This window comes from Actinacidiphila sp. bgisy160, from assembly GCF_057707815.1.
On record NZ_JBYIQW010000016.1, the window covers coordinates 75708 to 94850 of the forward strand.

The 19143-nt window shown below is 73.5% G+C and carries 22 protein-coding genes, 1 tRNA gene and 1 pseudogene; 16 read left to right on the forward strand and 8 right to left on the reverse strand.

Annotated features, from left to right (window positions below):
- The first annotated feature begins 4 nt into the window (after positions 1 to 4).
- On the forward strand, positions 5 to 535 hold the full coding sequence (locus tag AC3EUJ_RS15845; protein ID WP_431961859.1) for a SixA phosphatase family protein: 531 nt from the start codon (positions 5 to 7) through the stop codon (positions 533 to 535).
- A 59-nt stretch (positions 536 to 594) separates the two neighbouring features.
- On the opposite strand, the gene AC3EUJ_RS15850 is transcribed toward AC3EUJ_RS15845, so the two are convergent.
- A complete protein-coding gene (locus AC3EUJ_RS15850) occupies positions 595 to 1206 on the reverse strand; it encodes a TetR/AcrR family transcriptional regulator (RefSeq protein ID WP_431961860.1) in 612 nt (203 codons plus the stop codon).
- 146 nt (positions 1207 to 1352) lie between these two features.
- Between AC3EUJ_RS15850 and AC3EUJ_RS15855 the strand changes: the two genes are divergently transcribed.
- From AC3EUJ_RS15855 to AC3EUJ_RS15870, 4 genes are all read left to right on the forward strand, one after another.
- Positions 1353 to 2270: an ABC transporter permease gene (locus AC3EUJ_RS15855; RefSeq protein ID WP_431961861.1), complete on the forward strand. Its 918-nt coding sequence runs from the start codon at positions 1353 to 1355 to the stop codon at positions 2268 to 2270.
- Positions 2263 to 3033 (forward strand): ABC transporter ATP-binding protein, encoded by a 771-nt coding sequence (locus AC3EUJ_RS15860; protein ID WP_431961862.1) that lies wholly within the window; start codon positions 2263 to 2265, stop codon positions 3031 to 3033. Before AC3EUJ_RS15855 ends, AC3EUJ_RS15860 begins: the two co-directional genes overlap by 8 nt.
- 95 nt (positions 3034 to 3128) lie before the next feature.
- Positions 3129 to 3920, forward strand: coding sequence for a VOC family protein (locus AC3EUJ_RS15865; RefSeq protein ID WP_431961863.1), 792 nt, complete (start codon positions 3129 to 3131; stop codon positions 3918 to 3920).
- Positions 3921 to 3945: 25 nt separating this feature from the next.
- On the forward strand, positions 3946 to 4071 hold the full coding sequence (locus AC3EUJ_RS15870) for a hypothetical protein (protein WP_431961864.1): 126 nt from the start codon (positions 3946 to 3948) through the stop codon (positions 4069 to 4071).
- Positions 4072 to 4180: 109 nt separating this feature from the next.
- Here AC3EUJ_RS15870 and AC3EUJ_RS15875 read toward each other — a convergent pair whose 3' ends face one another.
- Entirely contained in the window at positions 4181 to 4810 is a 630-nt protein-coding gene (locus AC3EUJ_RS15875) for a TetR family transcriptional regulator (RefSeq protein WP_431961865.1), read from the reverse strand.
- Between the two features lie 140 nt (positions 4811 to 4950).
- Between AC3EUJ_RS15875 and AC3EUJ_RS15880 the strand changes: the two genes are divergently transcribed.
- Positions 4951 to 5106, forward strand: a complete 156-nt coding sequence (locus AC3EUJ_RS15880; protein ID WP_431961866.1) for a hypothetical protein — start codon at positions 4951 to 4953, stop codon at positions 5104 to 5106.
- Positions 5107 to 5134: 28 nt separating this feature from the next.
- Positions 5135 to 5431 (forward strand): DUF4190 domain-containing protein, encoded by a 297-nt coding sequence (locus AC3EUJ_RS15885; protein ID WP_431961867.1) that lies wholly within the window; start codon positions 5135 to 5137, stop codon positions 5429 to 5431.
- Between the two features lie 116 nt (positions 5432 to 5547).
- Here the strand turns inward: AC3EUJ_RS15885 and AC3EUJ_RS15890 are convergent, their stop codons facing one another.
- Positions 5548 to 6957 (reverse strand): helix-turn-helix domain-containing protein, encoded by a 1410-nt coding sequence (locus AC3EUJ_RS15890; RefSeq protein WP_431961868.1) that lies wholly within the window; start codon positions 6955 to 6957, stop codon positions 5548 to 5550.
- 207 nt (positions 6958 to 7164) lie between these two features.
- Here AC3EUJ_RS15890 and AC3EUJ_RS15895 point away from each other — a divergent pair, with 207 nt between their 5' ends.
- Entirely contained in the window at positions 7165 to 7794 is a 630-nt protein-coding gene (locus tag AC3EUJ_RS15895; RefSeq protein WP_431961869.1) for a hypothetical protein, read from the forward strand.
- Between the two features lie 75 nt (positions 7795 to 7869).
- Here AC3EUJ_RS15895 and AC3EUJ_RS15900 read toward each other — a convergent pair whose 3' ends face one another.
- A complete protein-coding gene (locus tag AC3EUJ_RS15900; RefSeq protein ID WP_431961870.1) occupies positions 7870 to 9483 on the reverse strand; it encodes an ABC-F family ATP-binding cassette domain-containing protein in 1614 nt (537 codons plus the stop codon).
- 268 nt (positions 9484 to 9751) lie between these two features.
- Here AC3EUJ_RS15900 and AC3EUJ_RS15905 point away from each other — a divergent pair, with 268 nt between their 5' ends.
- Together AC3EUJ_RS15905 and AC3EUJ_RS15910 are read left to right on the forward strand one after the other, a co-directional pair.
- On the forward strand, positions 9752 to 10147 hold the full coding sequence (locus AC3EUJ_RS15905; protein ID WP_431961871.1) for a hypothetical protein: 396 nt from the start codon (positions 9752 to 9754) through the stop codon (positions 10145 to 10147).
- 15 nt (positions 10148 to 10162) lie between these two features.
- Positions 10163 to 10236 (forward strand) — tRNA-Met (locus AC3EUJ_RS15910).
- A 73-nt stretch (positions 10237 to 10309) separates the two neighbouring features.
- On the opposite strand, the gene AC3EUJ_RS15915 is transcribed toward AC3EUJ_RS15910, so the two are convergent.
- Positions 10310 to 10579: a DUF6343 family protein gene (locus AC3EUJ_RS15915; protein ID WP_431961872.1), complete on the reverse strand. Its 270-nt coding sequence runs from the start codon at positions 10577 to 10579 to the stop codon at positions 10310 to 10312.
- Between the two features lie 138 nt (positions 10580 to 10717).
- Between AC3EUJ_RS15915 and AC3EUJ_RS15920 the strand changes: the two genes are divergently transcribed.
- From AC3EUJ_RS15920 to AC3EUJ_RS15940, 5 genes are all read left to right on the forward strand, one after another.
- Positions 10718 to 11818 carry an MFS transporter gene (locus AC3EUJ_RS15920; protein WP_431961873.1) on the forward strand — a complete coding sequence of 367 codons (1101 nt, stop codon included), beginning with the start codon at positions 10718 to 10720 and terminating at the stop codon, positions 11816 to 11818.
- 35 nt (positions 11819 to 11853) lie between these two features.
- On the forward strand, positions 11854 to 12378 hold the full coding sequence (locus AC3EUJ_RS15925) for a SigE family RNA polymerase sigma factor (protein ID WP_431961874.1): 525 nt from the start codon (positions 11854 to 11856) through the stop codon (positions 12376 to 12378).
- A 40-nt stretch (positions 12379 to 12418) separates the two neighbouring features.
- On the forward strand, positions 12419 to 13648 hold the full coding sequence (locus AC3EUJ_RS15930) for a hypothetical protein (protein WP_431961875.1): 1230 nt from the start codon (positions 12419 to 12421) through the stop codon (positions 13646 to 13648).
- A gap of 155 nt (positions 13649 to 13803) precedes the next feature.
- Positions 13804 to 15276: an FAD-binding protein gene (locus AC3EUJ_RS15935; protein ID WP_431961876.1), complete on the forward strand. Its 1473-nt coding sequence runs from the start codon at positions 13804 to 13806 to the stop codon at positions 15274 to 15276.
- A 30-nt stretch (positions 15277 to 15306) separates the two neighbouring features.
- Positions 15307 to 16038, forward strand: a complete 732-nt coding sequence (locus tag AC3EUJ_RS15940) for a tyrosine-protein phosphatase (RefSeq protein WP_431961877.1) — start codon at positions 15307 to 15309, stop codon at positions 16036 to 16038.
- Between the two features lie 370 nt (positions 16039 to 16408).
- Here the strand turns inward: AC3EUJ_RS15940 and AC3EUJ_RS15945 are convergent, their stop codons facing one another.
- Positions 16409 to 16648, reverse strand: a complete 240-nt coding sequence (locus AC3EUJ_RS15945) for a hypothetical protein (RefSeq protein ID WP_431961878.1) — start codon at positions 16646 to 16648, stop codon at positions 16409 to 16411.
- A 19-nt stretch (positions 16649 to 16667) separates the two neighbouring features.
- On the reverse strand, positions 16668 to 17813 hold the full coding sequence (locus AC3EUJ_RS15950; RefSeq protein WP_431961879.1) for an inorganic phosphate transporter: 1146 nt from the start codon (positions 17811 to 17813) through the stop codon (positions 16668 to 16670).
- Positions 17814 to 17988: 175 nt separating this feature from the next.
- Here AC3EUJ_RS15950 and AC3EUJ_RS15955 point away from each other — a divergent pair, with 175 nt between their 5' ends.
- A complete protein-coding gene (locus tag AC3EUJ_RS15955; protein ID WP_431961880.1) occupies positions 17989 to 18624 on the forward strand; it encodes a DUF4291 domain-containing protein in 636 nt (211 codons plus the stop codon).
- Here AC3EUJ_RS15955 and AC3EUJ_RS15960 read toward each other — a convergent pair.
- A pseudogene (locus tag AC3EUJ_RS15960) lies at positions 18599 to 18939 on the reverse strand (MmcQ/YjbR family DNA-binding protein). The gene AC3EUJ_RS15955 and the pseudogene AC3EUJ_RS15960 sit on opposite strands and share 26 nt — an antisense overlap.
- Positions 18940 to 19143 lie beyond the last annotated feature (204 nt).

Consider the following 19143-nt stretch of genomic DNA (forward strand, 5'->3'; position numbering starts at 1 on the left):
CGTCGTGAGACGACGCCGGGAGGGCCCGCGACGGCTCGTCGTGCTGCGGCACGCCAAGTCCGCCTGGCCGCCGGACGTCCCCGACCACGACCGTCCCCTCGGTCCCCGCGGCCGGCGCGACGCCCCGGCCGTCGGCCACTGGCTGCGCGAGGCCGAGCACATCCCCGACCTCGTGATCTGCTCGACCTCCCGGCGCACCCAGGAGACCTGGGAACTCGCCGCCGAGGCCCTGGGCGCCACGCCGCCCCCGACGGTGCGACTCGACGAACGGGTCTACGCCGCCACAGCGCGCGCCCTCCTCGACGTCCTGCGCGAGGCCCCCGACGACGTCGCCACCCTCCTGCTGGTCGGCCACAACCCGGGCGTCCAGGACCTCGTCCTGCGCCTGACGGGCGAGGCCCGCGCCGACGCCCTGCTCCGCGCCGCCGACAAGTTCCCCACCTCCGCCCTCGCCGTCCTCGCCTGGCCCGGCTTCTGGTCCTCCCTCGCCCCGGAACGCGCCCGCCTCGACGACTTCGCCATCCCCCGCGGCTGACCCCACCGGTCCCTGCGAACGCTTCTGCCGACCCTGTGGCCTGGCCCCGGACAGAACACCTAGGCCGACGCCGCCAGGGCCGCGGCCGTGGCGGCGGCGAGGCGGTCGAGGTAGCGGGGGGTGAGGGGGGAGCGGAGGACCGCCAGGCGCCAGTAGAGGGGGCCGGCCATGAGGTCGAGGGCGAGGTCGCAGTCCGTGCCGGCGGGGAGCTCACCGCGTTGGACGGCGGCCTCGACGATGGCGGTGGCGATGCCGCGCTGGGTGTCGCGCAGCGCGGTCTGCAGGGTCTCGGCGATCTCCGGGTTACGGGAGGCCTCCGCCAGTAGGTCGGGGATGATCTGCGAGGCGACGGGATGCCGCAGCGCCCGCGCCGTCACCTCCAGCAGCATCCTTATGTCACCCAGCAGACTGCCCGTGGCGGGCGCCGGCACGCCGAGCGCCGCGACGGCGGACACCACGTCGAGGACGAGCGGCAGCTTGGAGCGCCAGCGCCGGTAGACCGCGGCCTTGCCGACGCCCGCGCGCCGTGCGATGCCCTCGATCGACATCCGGCCGTACCCGACCGCCGCGAGCTCCTCGAAGACGGCCGCGCGGATGGCCTCCGTGACATCGTCTCGGAGCACTGCCGCCCCGGCGGGGGCGCGTCGTGGGGGTGCGGTGTCCGGTGCCATGTCCGGCAGCCTACGCGACGACGGGACGGAACGGTTGCGTTCCAACGCGCATGTGGTCTAACGTCCTGGTAACGACGATACGGTCTCGTTCCGTCGGCGCACTACCGCCCCCCTCGCGCATCACCCCCGAACGGAAGCGCCCCCTCGTGAGCCTTGACATCGAGTCCTCCTCAGCGGCGCCCGCGCCGCCCGGCGTTCCGGCGCCGTCCCCCGCTGCGCTTGCGGCCGAGCACGGCCTCACGGTCAGCGGGGCCCGTCCCAGTCTGGGTGCCTACGTGCGGCAGCTGTGGGGACGCCGGCACTTCATCACCTCGTACGCCACGGCCCGTGTGTCGGCGCAGTACACGCGGGCCCGCCTGGGCCAGCTCTGGCAGGTGCTGACCCCGCTGCTCAACGCGGCCGTGTACTACCTGATCTTCGGCCTGCTGCTGGGCACCGACCGCGGCGTGGACAACTACATCGCGTTCCTGGTCACCGGCATCTTCGTCTACACCTTCACCCAGTCCTCGGTGATGGCGGGTGTCCGCGCCATCTCGGGCAACCTCGGACTGGTGCGGGCCCTGCACTTTCCCCGTGCCAGCCTGCCGATCGCGCAGACGATCATGCAACTGCAGCAGCTGCTGATGTCGATGATCGTGCTCGTCGCCATCGTGCTGATGACCGGCGAGGTGCCGGGCCCGTCCTGGCTGCTCGCGATCCCGGCGCTGCTGCTGCAGTCGGTCTTCAACGCGGGCCTGGCGCTGGTGATGGCGCGGCTCGGCAGCAAGATGACCGACCTCGCGCAACTGATGCCGTTCATCCTGCGGACCTGGATGTACGCCTCCGGCGTCATGTACAGCATCAGCCACTTCGCGGCGCACGCGCCGCAGGCCGCGAAGATCCTGCTCGGACTGAACCCGGCGGCGGTCTACATCGACCTGATGCGCTTCGCGCTGATCGACAGCTTCACCTCCGAGCAGCTGCCCCCGCACGTGTGGGCGGTCGCCCTGGGCTGGGCCGTGGTCATGGGCGCCGGGGGCTTCGTGTGGTTCTGGAAGGCTGAGGAGAGGTACGGCCGTGGCTGAGCGCATCCCCACCGTGATCGTGGACGACCTGCACATCGTGTACCGGGTGCACGGCGCGGGTACCGGCCGCGGCACCGCGGTCAACGCCCTGTCGCGGCTGATCCGCCGCAAGGGCGGCAACCCGAACGTCCGCATGGTGCACGCGGTGCGCGGTGTGAGCTTCACCGCCTACCGGGGTGAGTCCATCGGGCTCATCGGCTCCAACGGCTCGGGCAAGTCCACCCTGCTCAAGGCGGTCGCGGGCCTGCTGCCCGCGGAGAGCGGCAAGGTGTACACCCAGGGGCAGCCCTCGCTGCTCGGCGTGAACGCCGCGCTGATGAACGACCTGACCGGCGAGCGCAACGTCATGCTCGGCGGTCTCGCGATGGGCATGTCGCAGGAAGAGGTCAGGCAGCGCTACGACTCGATCGTCGACTTCTCCGGCATCAACGAGAAGGGCGACTTCATCTCGCTCCCGATGCGGACCTACTCCTCCGGCATGGCGGCCCGCCTGCGCTTCTCGATCGCCGCGGCCAAGAGCCACGACGTCCTGATGATCGACGAGGCGCTGGCGACCGGTGACAACCGGTTCCGCAAGCGCTCCGAGGCGCGGATCCGCGAGCTGCGCAAGGAGGCCGGCACGGTCTTCCTGGTCAGCCACAACAACAAGTCGATCCGCGACACCTGCGACCGTGCCATCTGGCTGGAGCACGGCACGCTGCGCATGGACGGTCCGACGGACGAGGTACTCAAGGCCTACGACGCGTTCACCCAGGGGAAGTGACGCCGCCCGGCGCGAGCCGGGCACCGGTGCCAGACTGAGGACGGACACCGGGACCACGGCAGCACCGGGCACGCACGCAGGCCAAGGAGACCGCCATGCTCACCACCCAGTACGTCAACGGCGCCCCGAACTGGATCGACCTGGGCAGCCCGGACCCGGGGGCGGCGGTCACCTTCTACACCGGTCTCTTCTCCTGGGACGCACAGCCGCTCGGGCCCGAGGCCGGCGGCTACGGCTTCTTCCGCCTCGGCGGGAAGACCGTGGCCGCCTTCGGGCCGCCCAGCGGGGAGGGCGTGCGGCCCTCCTGGACGCTGTACTTCCAGACGGCCGACGCCGACGCCACCGCCAAGGCGGTCGAGCAGGCCGGCGGCACGGTCCGCCTCGCGCCCTTCGACGTCTTCACCAACGGCCGGATGGCGGGCTTCACCGACCCCGGGGGAGCGGAGTTCGCCGTGTGGCAGCCCCGCGACACCAAGGGCCTCGACGTGGTCACCGAGCCGGGCAGCCTCGGATGGGCGGAGCTGTACGCGCCGGACGCCGCCGCGGCCCGCGACTTCTACGGCTCGGTCTTCGAGTGGCAGGCGCAGGACGTGCCCCTCGGCACCACCAGCTACACGGTGCTCTCGACCTCGGGCGGCGGCCGGGAGGCGTCCCTGGGCGGGATCGTGCAGATCACCGGCGAGATGAGGGAGGCCGGCGTCACCCCGCGCTGGCTGCCCTACTTCGAGGTCGAGGACGCCGACGCGGTGGTCGCCAAGGCCGGGCAGCTCGGCGGGAAGGTCGTCATGGCGCCCCGGCACGCCGAGGGCGTCGGACGCTTCGCGCACCTCGCGGACCCCTTCGGCGCGCTGTTCGCCGTCATCGCCAGCCAGCCGCGGCAGAGCTGACGGAGCGGCACGGGGGCCACTGTCAGTGCCCGCCGCAGGACTGGGCGCGACCGGGGCACAGGACGCCCGTCCGAAGGAGCACGCCATGCTCAGCATCAACGACGTTCCCGGCGCGCCCGACTGGCTCGACCTGGGCTCTCCCGAGCGGTGACCTCGGCTCCGCCCACCGGCCGGCCCGTGGGGTCGGCACCTGACAGCTGATCAAGCCCCCGATCCGTGGTGCCGTCGGCCGGCCATGGCACGCACGTGTCCATTCGTCCTCAGGCGTCCAGCCAGTGCCGTCGCCCCAGGTGGATCAGGTAGAGCTCCTTGCGGGCCCGTTGGGCGACGAGCCGCTCGGCAGCGGTGTCCCCGGCCGGCGCCTCCATGAAGGCGATCGCCGTCATCAGCATGCGGTCCACGTACAGTTCGGCGAGCATGCGCATGTCCTCGGGTGTCCAGCCCCGCGAGACGGGCTGCGCGCCGAGTGCCTCGGCCACTTCGTCGGCGAAGAGCGAGAGTTCGGCGGCGATGGCCTCACGGACGGCCTGCACCCCGCCGTGCCGCTCGCGGGCGATGAAGCGGATGTGTGCCCGGTGGTCGCGCACGTGCAGGGTGATGACGCCGACGGAGCGGGCGATGACCTCCTCGGCGTCGTCCTGCTCGGCCAGGATCGCCCGGATCATCGCGTGGAGACTGCCCAGCGATTCGGCGACCAGGGCCACCCCGAGATCGCCCATGTCGCGGAAGTGCCGGTAGAAACCGGCGGGCGCGACGCCGACTTCACGGGTGACCTCGCGCAGTCCCAGGCTGCTCAGGCTCTGGTTCTCCAGCAGGCGCAGGCCCGCGTCGAGAAGGGCCCGCCGGGTCTGCTGCTTCTGGGCCTCACGGATTCCGAGGGTGTGACTCATGTCATCCAGTAAACATCCGTTCGCCGAGTTACGCGAGAGTAGACTGCCCACTCAGTGAACAACTGTTTTCCCAGTTGTTCACTGAGTTGCCTCGTCCGCAGCCCGCAGTGCCATCCGGCAACCGAGAAAGGCGCACGTCCGTGACCCTCCTCGTCGTCCTGGTCGCCATGGGGATCCTCCTGGGCACCGTCTCGTACACCCCGTTCCCCGTCTTCTTCGTCGCCGTGGGCGTGGTCGGTGCCTGGCTGCTGACGTTCTACGTCCGCGAGCGCGTCGGGCACCACCGCCACCGCTGACCCCACGTCTCCCAGGGGGGAACCCACAATGGACTCCTACGTACCCGCCCGTGAGCGCGAACTGCGCGCCAGGGAAGCCCGGTCGGGCTCGGACGGCTCCGACGGCATGGCCGTCGCGTCGTTCGTGCTGGGCCTGGTCGGCCTGCTGGCCTTCAACATCGTGCTCGGCCCCTTCGCCCTGATCCTCGGTGGCGTCGCGCTCGTCCGGGGCACCCGGCGGCCGGTCCGGGCGGTCCTCGGCCTGGTGCTCGGCGCGGCAGACCTGATGGTGCTGGTCGTGCTCATCACCATGAACAAGGGCTTCATCTGGCCCTTCGGCCTCTGACCGCGAGGGGACGCGGCCGGCGGAAACGGGGGAAAGGGTCCCCACCCTGCACGGGGGGGTGGGGGCCCTTCCGTACGTCCGGGACCGGGGGCGGGGCCGTCGCGGGCGGACGGGGTCTAGTCGAGGGTCCAGCCTCCGGAGGACCAGTAGCCGTACTCGGGGCGGCCCTTGACGCTGCTGGTCCGGAAGGGGCGGCCGCCGTCGCCGATGCGGACGGTCTCCGTCGGGCCGCCGGCGCTCCACTCCAGCTCCAGGAACCAGTCGCAGTCGCAGCGCACCGTGCGGGCGTGCACCCGGAGCACCAGCGGGTCCTGGGCGGTGACCTGGTAGGGGAGACGGACCGCGGGCAGGATGCGCTCGCTGTCGGAACCGTCCCGCGGATGCGGCTGCGGGCGGTCCGCGTCGAGGTCCACCGCGTACTCGGCGGGGGTCAGCGCTCCGCCGCAGCCGTTGTCCATCGCGTACGACGACCAGCGCAGCGGCTCGCGGCGATCGACGACGCGGATGTGCAGGGCCTGCACCACCACCGGCGTCGACCCGCGGCCCCGGATCGTGGCCTCGACGATGGTCGTACCGCCGTGCACGGCGCCGAGGGCTTCGGCCCAGGCGCGCGCGTCCTGGGAGACCGGCGGGGGAGGGACGTCCGCGGGGGGCCGGTCGATGAGGTAGCGGTGACCGCAGCCGTTCTCCCAGACGTGCGAGCGCACGCTCCAGGCCGGCGGCCGCGCCTGCTCCAGGGGGCGGGAGGTCGGGCCGGCGGGGGATCGTGGGCCGGCGTCCGGGTCCGTGGCCGACGGCTTCGTGGACGAGGCCTGCCCGGAAGGGGACGCCCCGGGCGAGGCGGGGACCGTGCCCGTCCCGCCGGGCGGGGCCGGTGTGCCTCCCGTACCGCCGGGGAGCGCGGAGGGCGAGGCCGCGGCGTGGGCCGGGGGCCGCTCGCCGCCGGTGCCGTTGGTCATCGCCAGCGCGGCGCCGGTGAGCACGAGCGCGGCCACCGGTCCGGCGACGGCGGGACGGGACAGCCGGTGGCGCCAGGAACGCGGCGGGCGCGGCGCCGGGACGGTGCCGGTCGGCTCCGGTTCGGCGGGCGCCCCGGGGGCCGTCCCGAGGCCGGGCAGGGGCGCGGGCCCGGCCGAGGCCTTCCCGGTGGAGGCCTTCCCGGCGGAGGGGCTCCCGGCGGAGGGGCTCCCGGCGGGCGCGGCGCCGGCGCCCGCCGCGTCGGCGGTCCCCTCGCGCTTCACCGCCGCATCGCCGCCGCCGCGGTTGCCCACGCGCCGTACCGCGTCCGCGAGCACCCACCGCCGGTGCAGCTCGACCAGTTCCTCCGGGCCCGCGCCGCACAACCGCGCCAGGCGTTCCACGACCGCGTAGTCGGTCGGCACGGCGTCGCCGTTGCAATAGCGGTGCAGCGTCGAGGTGCTGACGTGCAGCCGGGTCGCCAGCTGCCCGTAGCTCAGCCCCGAACGGCCCTTCAGCTCACGTAAACACCGGGCGAAGCGCTCACTGCCCGCCGCCGTACCACCCATGTCCCGCGCCCCCGACGCCTTCCCGTGTCCCGGCCGCCCGTTCCAGGGCGCTCACGTCTCCCCAGGCCAGGGTACGCGCAACCGTTCCGGCGTCCCGGAAGCCGCCGCGGCTGTTGCCGGGCCGTGACGGTGCCGCGCAGGCTGGGGTGCAGTACCGCCGCCGCCGGGCGACGGTCCTCGTCCACGACCTGCCACGGGGGAACCACCTTGAAACGGACACTCGCCCGCCGCGCCGCCGTGACCGCGCTGTCCACGGTCGCCGCCACCTCCCTCCTCGCCGCCGGGTCCGCCGAGGCCGGCGCCGCCGCCGCGCCCACCGCGGCGCCGAGGTTCCTCGCGCCGAAGGAGCTGCCGCCGTACCCCTTCTCGCCCTGGTACGCCGACCGGGTCCACAGCGGCCTGCCCGAGGGCGGCACCGCCTGCACGCGGAGCGGCCTGCCCCGCAAGGGCGTGTCCCACCGCTCGTTCTGGACCGAACTGGACACCAACGCCCAGCAGGTCACCTTCGTGACCGAGAACACCAGGGCGGCGCGTGCCCTCGCCGCCAAGCTCCGCAAGTCCGTGCGGGGCTGCGTCGCCCGCTTCCTGGAGCACAACCCGGGCGCGCAGGGCGACTGGAAGGACTTCGGCGGCCTCGCCGTGGAGGAGGGCGCTCACGTCTACGGCGTGCACGTGGCACCCCCCGAGTCCGAGCACAACGTCCGGCTCTACGGCATCGGCCGCGACGGCCGCACCGTCACCGTCGTCGAGTGGGGCCAGATGGGAACCCTGGACGGGATCCCGCTGAAGGCATTCAAGAAGACCACCAGGACCGGCGTGAACAAGCTGTACCGCTGAGGCCGCGGCACGGCCCACGGACACCGGCGGCGGGACCCCGGGGGGAGCCCCGCCTCCGGAGCGGCACCGCGACCGTCACAGCGGCTCGACGCGGGTCAGTCCGCCCGCGTCGAGCCGCAGCCAGCACGTGATGCCGATGCCCCGAAGGAAAGGCAGGTCGTGGCTCGCCACGACCAGTGCCCCCTCGTAGGAGGCCAGCGCTGTCGTCAACTGCCGCACGCTCGCCATGTCCAGACTGTTCGTCGGCTCGTCCAGCAGGAGCAGCTGCGGCGCCGGCTGGGCGAGCATCAGCGCCGCGAGCGAGGCCCGGAACCGCTCCCCGCCCGACAGCGAACCGGCCGCCTGGTCGGCCCGTCCCCCACGGAACAGGAAGCGGGCCAGCGACGCGCGGATGCGGTTGCCCGTCGCCTCCGGGGCGAACCGCGCCACGTTGGCCACGACCGACAGCTCGTCGTCCAGGACGTCCAGCCGCTGCGGCAGGAAGCGCAGCGGCACGTGCGCCAGCGCCTCGCCCGCCGCCGGGGGCAGTTCGCCGGTGATCGTCCGCAGCAGCGTCGTCTTCCCGGCGCCGTTCCGGCCGACCAGCGCGATCCGTTCCGGGCCGCGCAGCTCCAGGTCCCCGGCCGGTGCCCCGTAGGCCGTCCGCAGCGAGCGCAGCGTCAGCACGGTGCGGCCGACCGGGACCGCGGTGTGCGGCAGGTCGACGCGGATCTCGTCGTCGTCACGCACCGCCTCTACGGCCTCGTCCAATCGCTCCTTCGCCTCCGCCAGCCGCTCGGTGTGCAGGATGCGGTGCTTGCCCGCCGACACCTGGGCGCTGCGCTTGCGCACTTTCATCACGGCGCGCGGCTCCCGCTTGGAGTCGTACATCTTCTGCCCGTACCGCACCCGGCGGGCCAGCTTGACGTTGGCGTCCGCCAGTTCACGCTTCTGCCGCCGCACATCGGACTCCGCGACGCGCAGCATGCGCTCGGCGGCCTCCTGCTCGACGGCCAGGGCCTCCTCGTAGGCGGCGATGTCGCCCCCGTACCAGCGGACCCCGCCATCGCGCAGTTCGGCGATCCGGTCGACGTGCCGGAGCAGTTCGCGGTCGTGGGAGACGACCACCAGGACACCGTTCCAGGAGGCGACCGCCTCATGGAGCCGCCGCCTGGCCGACAGGTCCAGGTTGTTGGTCGGCTCGTCGAGCAGCAGCACGTCAGGACGGCGCAGCAGCAGGGTCGCGAGCCGCAGCAGGACGCCCTCGCCGCCGGACAGTTCGCCGACGACCCGGTCGAGGCCGACGTGGCCCAGCCCGAGGCCGTCCAGTCCGGCGCGGGCCCGCTCCTCCACGTCCCAGTCGTCGCCGACCGCCGCGAAGTTCTCCTCGCGCGCGTCGCCGGCCTCGATGGCGTGCAGCGCGGCCCGCGCTTCCGCGATGCCCAGGGCCTCGTCCACCCGCAGCGCGGTGTCGAGGACGACGTCCTGCGGCAGGTAGCCGACCTCGCCGGCGACCCGCACCGTGCCGCCGCCGGGCGTCAGTTCGCCGGCGATGAGTTTCAACAGGGTCGACTTCCCCGATCCGTTGAGCCCGATCAGGCCGGTACGGCCGGGGCCGACGGCGAGCTGGAAGCCGTCCAGGACGGAAGTGCCGTCCGGCCAGGCGAAGGAGAGGTCGGTGCAGGTGATGGAGAGGGTGGGATGTCCCATGGTGTCCTCCGGGGTACTCGTGAATGACGACGGATCGGCACACGGGGACACCGGAAGGCGGGCGCTGCGCGGAGGCGGCTGCTCACGGCCGAGGTCGCACACGGCCCGCGCGAACGCCGGTTCGGCGCCGCGGGCACGGTGTCCCGGACCTCAGAAGAGCAACGGCCTTCTCCAATCGGACGGTGGCAGGGCCTGAGCAGAAGCTACGCCGGCACCGGGCCCCCGGCAACGCATTTACGGAGCGCCGGGCGCATGGCAGTGTGACGCCGTGAGCTCCCGGACCCCGACCACCGCTCCGGACGGCCGCGCCGCCTCCGTCCTCCGCTTCACCACGGAACTCGTCGCCTGGGTCGCGACCCCGTGGGCCCTGTCCGGGCACTCCTGGCTGCTCGCCGTGCTGTCGGTGGTCGTGCTGATCGGCCTGCCGACGGTGTTCGCCACCCCCGGCGACAAGGCGCAGGTGATCGTCCCCGTCCCCGGCGCGGTGACCGTCGCTCTGGTGCTGCTGCAGCTCGGTGCAGCCGTCGTCTCCTCCTGGGCGGCCTGGCCCGCGCCGGTCGCGGTGCTGGTCGGCGTGCTGGCTGCGGCCACCGTCGTGGCCGAGATCCCCCGCTGGCGGTGGCTGACGGTCAATGGATTTGGTCCTGGCGCCGGCACCCCGTAGGGTGGTGTTCACCGACGCGGGGTGGAGCAGCTCGGTAGCTCGCTGGGCTCATAACCCAGAGGTCGCAGGTTCAAATCCTGTCCCCGCTACTGAAGCCGAGGGCCTGGTGCGAGAGCACCGGGCCCTCGGTGTTTCCGTGCCGGTGCGTGTCCGGCCGTGCGCTCAGCGTTTGCGGAGCGGTTCGTACGGCGGAACGTCGCGACCCGGCTGCCAGTGCGGGCCCTGGCGGATGTGCCGGACGATCACGACCAGGTCGATGGCCGCGGCGAGTGCCAGCAGGCCGAAGAAGACGGCCCACCCGGTGCGCCCGAGGTCCGCGAAGAACACCGTCCCCGCGATCGCCCAGGCCAGCCCGAAGGCCGCCAGTGCGAGCCGCATCCGCAATGCGCTGCGAGCCCGCAGGGGCTCGTTCCCGGTACGTTCCATGCGCATGGAAAACGCCTCCTCATCCGGTTCGTACCCGGCTACGCTCGTCCCATGACATGGCGACATTGATCCTCCCCCGAGTCCCCACTGGCGCGCAGGCTCTACGCCTACGCCTTCCTCGAGGACCTGATCCCGCTCTACCCGGTGTACGCGGTGCTCTTCGCCGGCGCCGGGCTGTCCGAGGCGGGGATCTCCTCGCTGTTCGCCGTGTGGTCACTCACGGCGTTCCTGCTCGAGGTGCCCTCGGGCGTGTGGGCCGACCGCTTCTCCCGGCGTGCCCTGCTCACCGTCGCGCCCCTGCTGGCCGGGGCGGGCTTCACGCTGTGGACCCTGTGGCCCTGCTACGCCTCCTTCGCCGCCGGATTCGTTCTGTGGGGCGCCGGTTCCGCGCTGCGGTCGGGGGCGCTGCAGGCGCTGGTCCACGAGGAGCTGACCCGCGTCGGCGCCCCCCACGCGTACGCCCGCCTCACCGGCCGCGCGCAGGCCCTCGGCACCACGGCGGCCCTGGCGGCGACCGCGCTGGCGGGGCCGCTCCTCGCGGCCGGCGGTGACCGCGCGGTCGGGCTGGTCAGCGTCGCGGTGACGGTGCTCACCGCCCTGGCCGCCGTGGCACTGCCGGAGCCCCGCGGCCGCGGGACCGCCGCGGCCGGGCCCGGCGCCGCCGCCGCGCATGCCGGGCTGCTGCGCGAGGCCCTCGACCAGGCCCGGCACACCCCCGGCGCCGGGCGCATGGTGGGCGTCGTCTCGCTGCTGGCCGGCGCGACCGCGCTGGACGAGTACGTCCCGCTGCTGGCGCAGGCGACCGGCGTGCGGCCGTCGTTCGTCCCCCTGCTCGTACTCCTGGTGACCGCTGGCGCCACGGCCGGCGCCTGGCTCGCCGGCCGCGGCACCCGATGGGCACCGCTCGCACCGGCGGTGGCGGCGGTGTGCCTGGCCGCGGGTGCGGCGGGGGCGCATCCGGCGGGCCTGGCACTGGTGGCCGTGGCCTTCGGCCTCCTCGACTGGTCGACGGTGGCCGCCGACGCCCGCCTCCAGGAGCGCATCAGCGACCGCACCCGCGCGACGGTCACCTCCCTGGCGGGCCTGGGGTCGGAGGCCGTCGCACTCCTGCTCTTCGGCTGCTGGGCCCTGGGCTCCCACTGGTCCGGCCCGGGGCCGCTGTTCGCCCTGGCGGCCCTGTCGTTCCTCCTTCCCGTGTTTCCGCTGTGGCGGTGCAACATTTCCGTACCTCCACGACGTCAGTGAGGTGAAGGCGACACCGGACGACGATGGGGTGGGGCATGCACGAGGACCGTACGGAGGACTTCCTGGACTTCGCGAGGATCCGCGCGGCACCTCTCTTCCGTTCGGCCTGCCTGCTCACCGGCGGTGACACCCACCTCGCCGAGGACCTCGTGCAGGAGACCCTCGGCAAGATGTACGTCACCTGGCGGCGCGTCGCCCGCGTCGGCAACCCGGCCGGCTACGCCCAGACCGTGCTCGTCCGCACCTTTCTCAGCCACCGGCGGCGGCGCAGCAGTGGCGAGTCGCCCACCGGTGAGCTCCCCGACGTGCCCGCGGGCGCCGACGGCTCCGACAGCGACACCGCGCTGCTGCGGCTCACCCTCCTCGACGCCCTCGCCCGGCTCGCGCCCAAGGACCGCGCGGTCGTGGTCCTGCGCTACTGGGAGGACCGCAGCATCGAGGAGACCGCCGACGCGATGCGGGTCAGTCCCAGTGCCGTGCGCACCCGGTCGGTCCGCGCCCTCGCCCGGCTCCGCGAGCTCCTCGGCGACAGCCTCGCGGAACTCGTCTCCTCCCGCTGACCTCCCCTCTTCCCACTACTGCTCAGGACGGTGGTTCACCATGCCCTTCGAAGACGACCTCGGAGCCGCGCTCCGGCGCACCGGCGACACCTTCGGCACCGACAGCCGCGCCCTCGTCGCTGCGGGCCTCATCCAGGGCCGCAGTCTGCGCCGCCGCCGCACGGCGGCCGTCACCGGCACGGTCGCGGCCGTCGTGGCCGCCGGCGTGACGGCAGGCCTGGTCCTGCCGGGGGGCACGACCCAGAAGGCCGGGCCCGCGGCGACCAGCACCCCTGACCCGGCCCGCACGTCCAAGGGCAAGGGCGGCCGGACGATCTCCGACGCGCAGATGCTCGGCCTCTTCGAGCAGCTGCTCCCCAAGGGCGAGATCCTCAGCGGTCGGGCCTCGGGCACGCGGCACGCCAAGGGGAGGCCGCCGGCCCCCTACGCCGAGGTCGTCTGGGACGACGGCGACGGCGCCTCGACGATCTCGATCGGCTTCAACCGCGTCGAGGCCGGTCAGAGCGAGACCGAGTGCCCCGACCTCGCGTTCATGAAGCAGGGCACGACGTGCACCCGCACCGAACTCCCCGGCAAGTCGGTACTCGTGATCGTCAAGGGCTGGGAATACCAGGACAGCCGCCAGGGGCCCAAGAGCTGGCGCGCCACCCTGACCACCCGCGACGGCCGGCAGATCATGGCGGACGAGTGGAACGCACCCGCCGAGAAGGGCAAGCCCACCACCCGGGAGAACCCGCCGCTGAGCGCCGACCAGCTCGGTGCCCTGGTGCGCGCCCCGCAGTGGGAGGGCGTCTTCGCCGACTTCCCCGTGGCGTCGGGGAAGGCCGCGCGCCCAGGCTCCGTATCCGCGGAACCCGGCGGGGACGCGATCGTGAAGGTGCTGACGTCGGCTCTTCCCCAGGGCCTGAAGGTCAGCGCGATGGCCGGGGAGTCCGGCTACGCCCACGTCACCGTGGACGACGGCCACGGTGCCACCTTCGTCGAGGTCAACGTCCAGCGGTGGGCGAAGAAGAACCTCAAGGACCTGCGGTTCCCGAACCCCACGATCCTGCCCGACGGCACCAAGGTGGTCACCCGCCAGGGCGGCAGCGGCGAACCCGGGGTCGTGCAGTGGACCGCCGACACCCTGCGCCCGGACGGGTTGCGGGTCGTCATCTCCGAGCTCAACTCCGGCGGCTACCACCGCCCCCCGACCCGTTCGGCGCCCGCCCTCGACATGGATGCCCTGGTGGCCGCGGCGACCGACGCCAAGTGGAAGACGTTCGGCTGATCACTCGGGCGGCCCGCCCGGCGGGCCGCCCGCTCTGAAGTCGGTTAGCCTCACTTGGGTTCCGGCCGGATTCACCGAGTCGCTGCTGAGGGGGGAACAACAGGCATAGAATTCCGAGTCGTTGAGCCGTCAACCGACTTGCTCAGGGGGATCGCATGTCCCGACTTCCGTCCCGGCGCACGATGTTGCGTGCGGTGGCCACCGCAGGCGGCGCCGTCGTCGTCGGATTCGACCCGGCCGGCAGGAGCTGGGCCGTGGCGGCGACCGGCACGGACCGGGCGGACGGCGCGCTGGTGGGGCTGCCGCGCCTGGACGGGACGCTGCTCACCGACGGCGCCTCGATCGGCGCCGCCGCGGACGACTTCGGGCACATCGTGCACCACAGGCCGGTCGCGGTGCTGCGTCCGGGTTCGGTGGACGATGTCGTCGCCATGGTGCGCTTCTGCAACCGGCACGGGCTGAAGGTGGCGCCGCGCGGCCAGGGTCACGGGACGTTCGGCCAGGCGCAGGCCGACGGGGGGCTGGTCGTCGAGACCACGCCCCTGGCGCGGATCGGCCCGGTCGGACCACACAGCCGCACCGTCACGGTCGGCGCCGGAGCCAAGTGGAGTGATGTCACCAGGGCCACCCTGGCGCACGGCCTCACACCGCCCGTCTTCACCGACTACCTCGAACTCTCCGTCGGCGGCACGCTGTCGGTGGGCGGCCTGGGCGGGCAGAGCCACCACCACGGCGCCCAGGTCGACAACGTCACCGAGCTGCAGGTCGTCACCGGCGCGGGCGAGCTGGTGCGCTGCTCCCCGGCGCGGCACCGGGACCTGTTCGAGGCGGTGCTGGCGGGCCTGGGCCAGTGCGCCGTCATCGTCTCGGCCACACTGCGCCTGGTGCAGGCCCCAGCGACGGTCCGGCACTACCTGCTGCCGTACCACGACCTCGGGACCTTCCTCGGTGACCAGCGACTGCTGGTCACCGACGGCCGGTTCGGCTACGTCGAGGGCCAGGTCCTCCCGGACGCGAACGGAGCGTTCCGCGGCTACGTCCTGGAAGCCGTCTCCTACGACGCGTCTCCCGACGACGCCGAGTTGCTGGCGGGGCTGCACCACGACACCGCGGGCGTGCAGACCGAGAACCTCGGCTACTTCGACTTCCTCGACCGGCTCGCCGCCTCGGTGGCGGCGCTCAAGGCCGCCGGCCTGTGGGACTTCGCCCACCCCTGGCTCAACCTGCTGATCCCCGGCGACAAGGCCGCCGCGGTCGCCGGCGGCATCCTCGACGCGCTCACACCCGAGGACCTCGGCCCCGGTGTCGTGCTGCTCTACCCGCTGCTGCGCGAGCGCCTGCACCGGCCCCTGCTGCGGGCCGGCCGGGACCCGGTCCCGTACCTGCTCGCCGTGCTGCGCACCACCCCGCCGCAGGACTCCGCGACCGTCGGCCGACTCCTGGCCGCCAACCGCGCCGCGTTCGAGGCCACCCGGGCGGCCGGAGGCACCCAGTACCCGGTCGGCTCCATCCCGTTCAGCCGCGCTGACTGGCGTGACCACTTCGGCTCCGCGTGGCCCGCGCTGGCGGCGGCCAGGCGGCGCTACGACCCGCGGGGGATCCTCGTTCCCGGCCAGGGGATCTTCTGAAGCGGGTCGGCCGCCCCGTAAGGTCCCCCCATGGGGAGACACATCGCGTTCGAGCGACTGCACAACTTCCGGGACCTGGGCGGCTACCGCACGGCCGACGGCCGCACGGTCCGTTGGGGGAGGCTCTACCGTTCCGACGCGCTCTCGAAGCTCGTGGGCACGGACCTGGAGCGCTTCGCCGCCCTCGGGGTACGCACGGTCATCGACCTGCGCCACCCGTTCGAGATCGAGGCCAAGGGCCGTGTCCCGGAGGCCACCGGGGTCGCGTACCACAACCTCAGCATCGAGCACCGGCCCGTCGACCAGGCCGCGTTCGGGCCGGAGGTCGACACGACCGCCTTCTACGCCCGGCTGCACGCGGATGTCGCGGCCGACGGCGTCAAGGAGCTGGCGCGGGCGCTGGAGGTGATCGCCGCCGGCACCAGCGGACCGCTGGTCTTCCACTGCGCGGCCGGCAAGGACCGCACGGGCCTGCTGGCGGCGCTGGTGCTCGGGCTGATGGGGGTGTCCGAGGAGGACATCGTCGCCGACTACGCGCTGAGCGAGCTGGCGACCGCCCGCCTGCTCGCGGACTGGACCGCGGCCAACCCGGAGCGGAGCCTGCGGTGGCCGGGCTGGGGGACGGCGCCCGCCGACGCGATGCGGATCTTCCTCGCCGGCCTGACCGCCGAGCACGGTTCCGTCGAGGGGTACGCCCGCGCGCGGCTCGGCGCGGATGACACCCTGCTCGGCGCCCTGCGGGAGGTGCTGCTCACCGACTGACCCCATGACGCGCGACTCACCGGACGTGCGCACCGCTGTGATGTCCGCCCTCACGGTCCTCTGCTTCGGCTTCGTCGCGGCTGCCGGAGGCCGCCCGGGACGACGTCGGCAGCGTCACGCCGCTGCCCGCACCCGCCGCGGTGATGGACGCCGGCCCGGCCCGGCCCGGCCCAGTCCGACCGGCCCGACCGGCCCGACCGGCCGCCTGGCGCCAACCGGCCTGACCGGCCCGGTCACCGCCGCGCGACAGGGCCCCGGGCTTCCTTGTCACCATGGGCACCCTCGGCGACCGGACCGGCCGCGGAAGTCGCTGCTCATCGGTGCCACCCCGCGTACGGCGCCACCTTGGTGCCCGACCTCCGCCCCCGCCTCAGCCGGGGACGATCAGGTCGATACCGTAGGCCGCCACCGCCAGGCAGGCCGCGAAGCACAGGGTGGCCACGGCCAGGGCCGCCCTCGCCCGGCCGTCGCGCGGCCGCCCGTCGCGCGGGTCCCCGCCGCCGGCGCGGCCCCACGCGGCGACGCCCAGCGAGAACATCACCACGACGGCGATCGTGATGCCCAGGCTGGCCCCGAACACGCCGCCGAGATTGCCCCACTTGATGTCCATGCGGCTCCGTTCCTCACCGTCACCCGGCCGACTGGCCGGCGGGGCTGGGCTGCGGCGCACCGGGCCGCGTGTCGTTGACGTTGTCCGCGTTCACCGGGCGACGGCGCGACAGGAGGTAGAAGCCCGCGGCGGCGGCGACCGCCACACCCGCCACGAGCGCCACACCCAGGTCGCCGTGGTCGGCGACCCAGGCCGCCACCCCGCCCACGGCCGCCGCCGCGGGGAGCGTCAGCACCCAGGAGACGGCGATCCGCCCGGCGACGCCCCAGCGGACCTGGGCGAGTTTGCGGCCCAGGCCGGCGCCCAGGATGCTGCCCGTGCACACCTGGGTGGTGGACAGCGCGAAGCCCAGGTGCGAGGACGCGAGGATCACGGAGGTCGCGCTCGTCTCGGCGGCGAAGCCCTGCGGGGCCTCGATGTCGGTCAGCCCCTTGCCCATGGTGCGGATGATCCGCCAGCCCCCCACGTACGTGCCGAGCGCGATCGCCAGCCCGGCGCTCAGCACCACCCACCAGGGCGGACCGGCACCGGGCGCGAGCAGTCCCCCGGAGATGAGCGTCAGCGTGATGACCCCCATGGTCTTCTGCGCGTCGTTGGTGCCGTGGGCGAGCGCGACGAGCGAGGCGGAGCCGACCTGGCCGGCCCGGAAGCCCCGCTTCACCGTGTCCCGCCGGGTCCGTCTGCTGATCACGTAGGCCAAATAGGTCGCCATCATCGCCACCACGCAGGCCACGACGGGCGAGGCGACCGCCGGGATCACGACCTTCTCCAGGACCTCGCCGGCGTTGACCGCGGACACGCCCGCGCCCACCCAGACCGCGCCGATGAGCCCGCCGAACAGAGCGTGCGTGGAACTGGAGGGCAGGCCGAGCAGCCAGGTGACGAGGTTCCACAGGATGGCCCCCACCAGCCCGGCGAAGATCATCACAGCGGACACCTTGGCGTCGTCGACGATGCCGTTGGAGATGGTCCTGGCGACCTCGGTCGACAGGAACGCCCCCAGGAGGTTCAGCACACCGGCCACCGCCACGGCCACCCTGGGCGCGAGCGCGCCCGTGGCGATGGACGTCGCCATGGAGTTGGCCGTGTCGTGGAACCCGTTGGTGAAGTCGAAGGCGAGCGCCGTGACGATGACGATCACGAGGAGAAAGGAGACAGTGCCCACCGCGGACCTCCCACCCGGGTGCGGTGCAGTTCACCGGGCCCTTTTGCCGTTGTCGCGTCGGGATTCCAGGCTATGCGAGGTGACGGGGGGCCGCATGGCACGGGCACCGGCCGGGGAAGGCCCGCGGGAAAACCCGTGGCGGGGTGCCGGCCGCGGTGGGCAGGATGCCCGCATCATGGAGAACACCGAGATGCCGTACCGGCGCATCAGGGCCGCGCACACCGACGACACCGTGACGGTATATCAGGCCTACCGCCCCGGGATCGGCGATCACGCCGCGCTGCACGGCAGCTTCCCGGCGAGCTGGAGCCGCTCCCGGATGACGTGGATCAAGCCGTCGTTCCTGTGGATGATGTACCGCAGCGGCTGGGGCCGGAAGGAGGGGCAGGAGCGGGTGCTGGCCCTCGACATCCGCCGCGACGGTTTCGACTCGGCGCTTCGGCAGGCCTGCCTGTCGCACTTCGACCGCTCGGTGTACCCCGACCGCGAGACCTGGGCCGAGCGCGTGCGCGGCACGCAGGTCCGCGTCCAGTGGGACCCGGAGCGCGACCTCTCGCTGCGTCCGCTGCCGTACCGCTCGCTGCAGCTCGGACTCACCGGCCGGGCGACGCGCGACTACGCCGACCACTGGATCGTCCGGATCCGGGACGTCACCGGGCTCGCCCACCGCGTCCACGAACTCGTGCGCTCCGGCGACCGCGAGGCCGCCGCGGCGCTGCTGCCGCGGGAACGGCCCTATCCGCTCGACCCGGCGACCGCCGCCGTGATCGGCGCGACGCCGGAGCTCAGCGGCCCTCCAGCGACGCGATGAGCCGCTTCGGGGCGATCACGCGGTAGCTCTCCTCGACCCGGTCGCACAGCACCTCGGCGGCGGGCGCCTGCCAGGTGAGGGGGACCGAGACCCCCGGGCGCCGGGGACCGACATGGCGTGCTCGTGGGCCTGGGGATCCTTGAGCTCGACGTTGATGCCGGGCGGGTGAGTGCCGACGCCGACGAAGACGAAGACCTTGCTGCCGACCTTGACGACGCACTCGCCCCAGGGGAAGCGCTCGGCCGCGCCGGGCAGCGTGAGCGCGAAGGCGCGCACCTGCTCGCGCACGGCGAGCGGATCGTGGACGGTGGTCACGGGCCTCCCCGGGGGGCAGTCGCGGACGGCGGGCGACAGGCGTGCGTACGCCCGATGCCAGGCCCCGTCGTCAAAGTCCCTCCCCCGACCTTCGGCCGGGGGTGCCCCACCCCGCGGCTCCCCCGGCTTCGCGGTGGGAACCGCGGGGCCCGCCCTCCGGGCGGCCGGCGCTGCACGGAGGCGTCGCCCTCGCCGCCCCGGCCG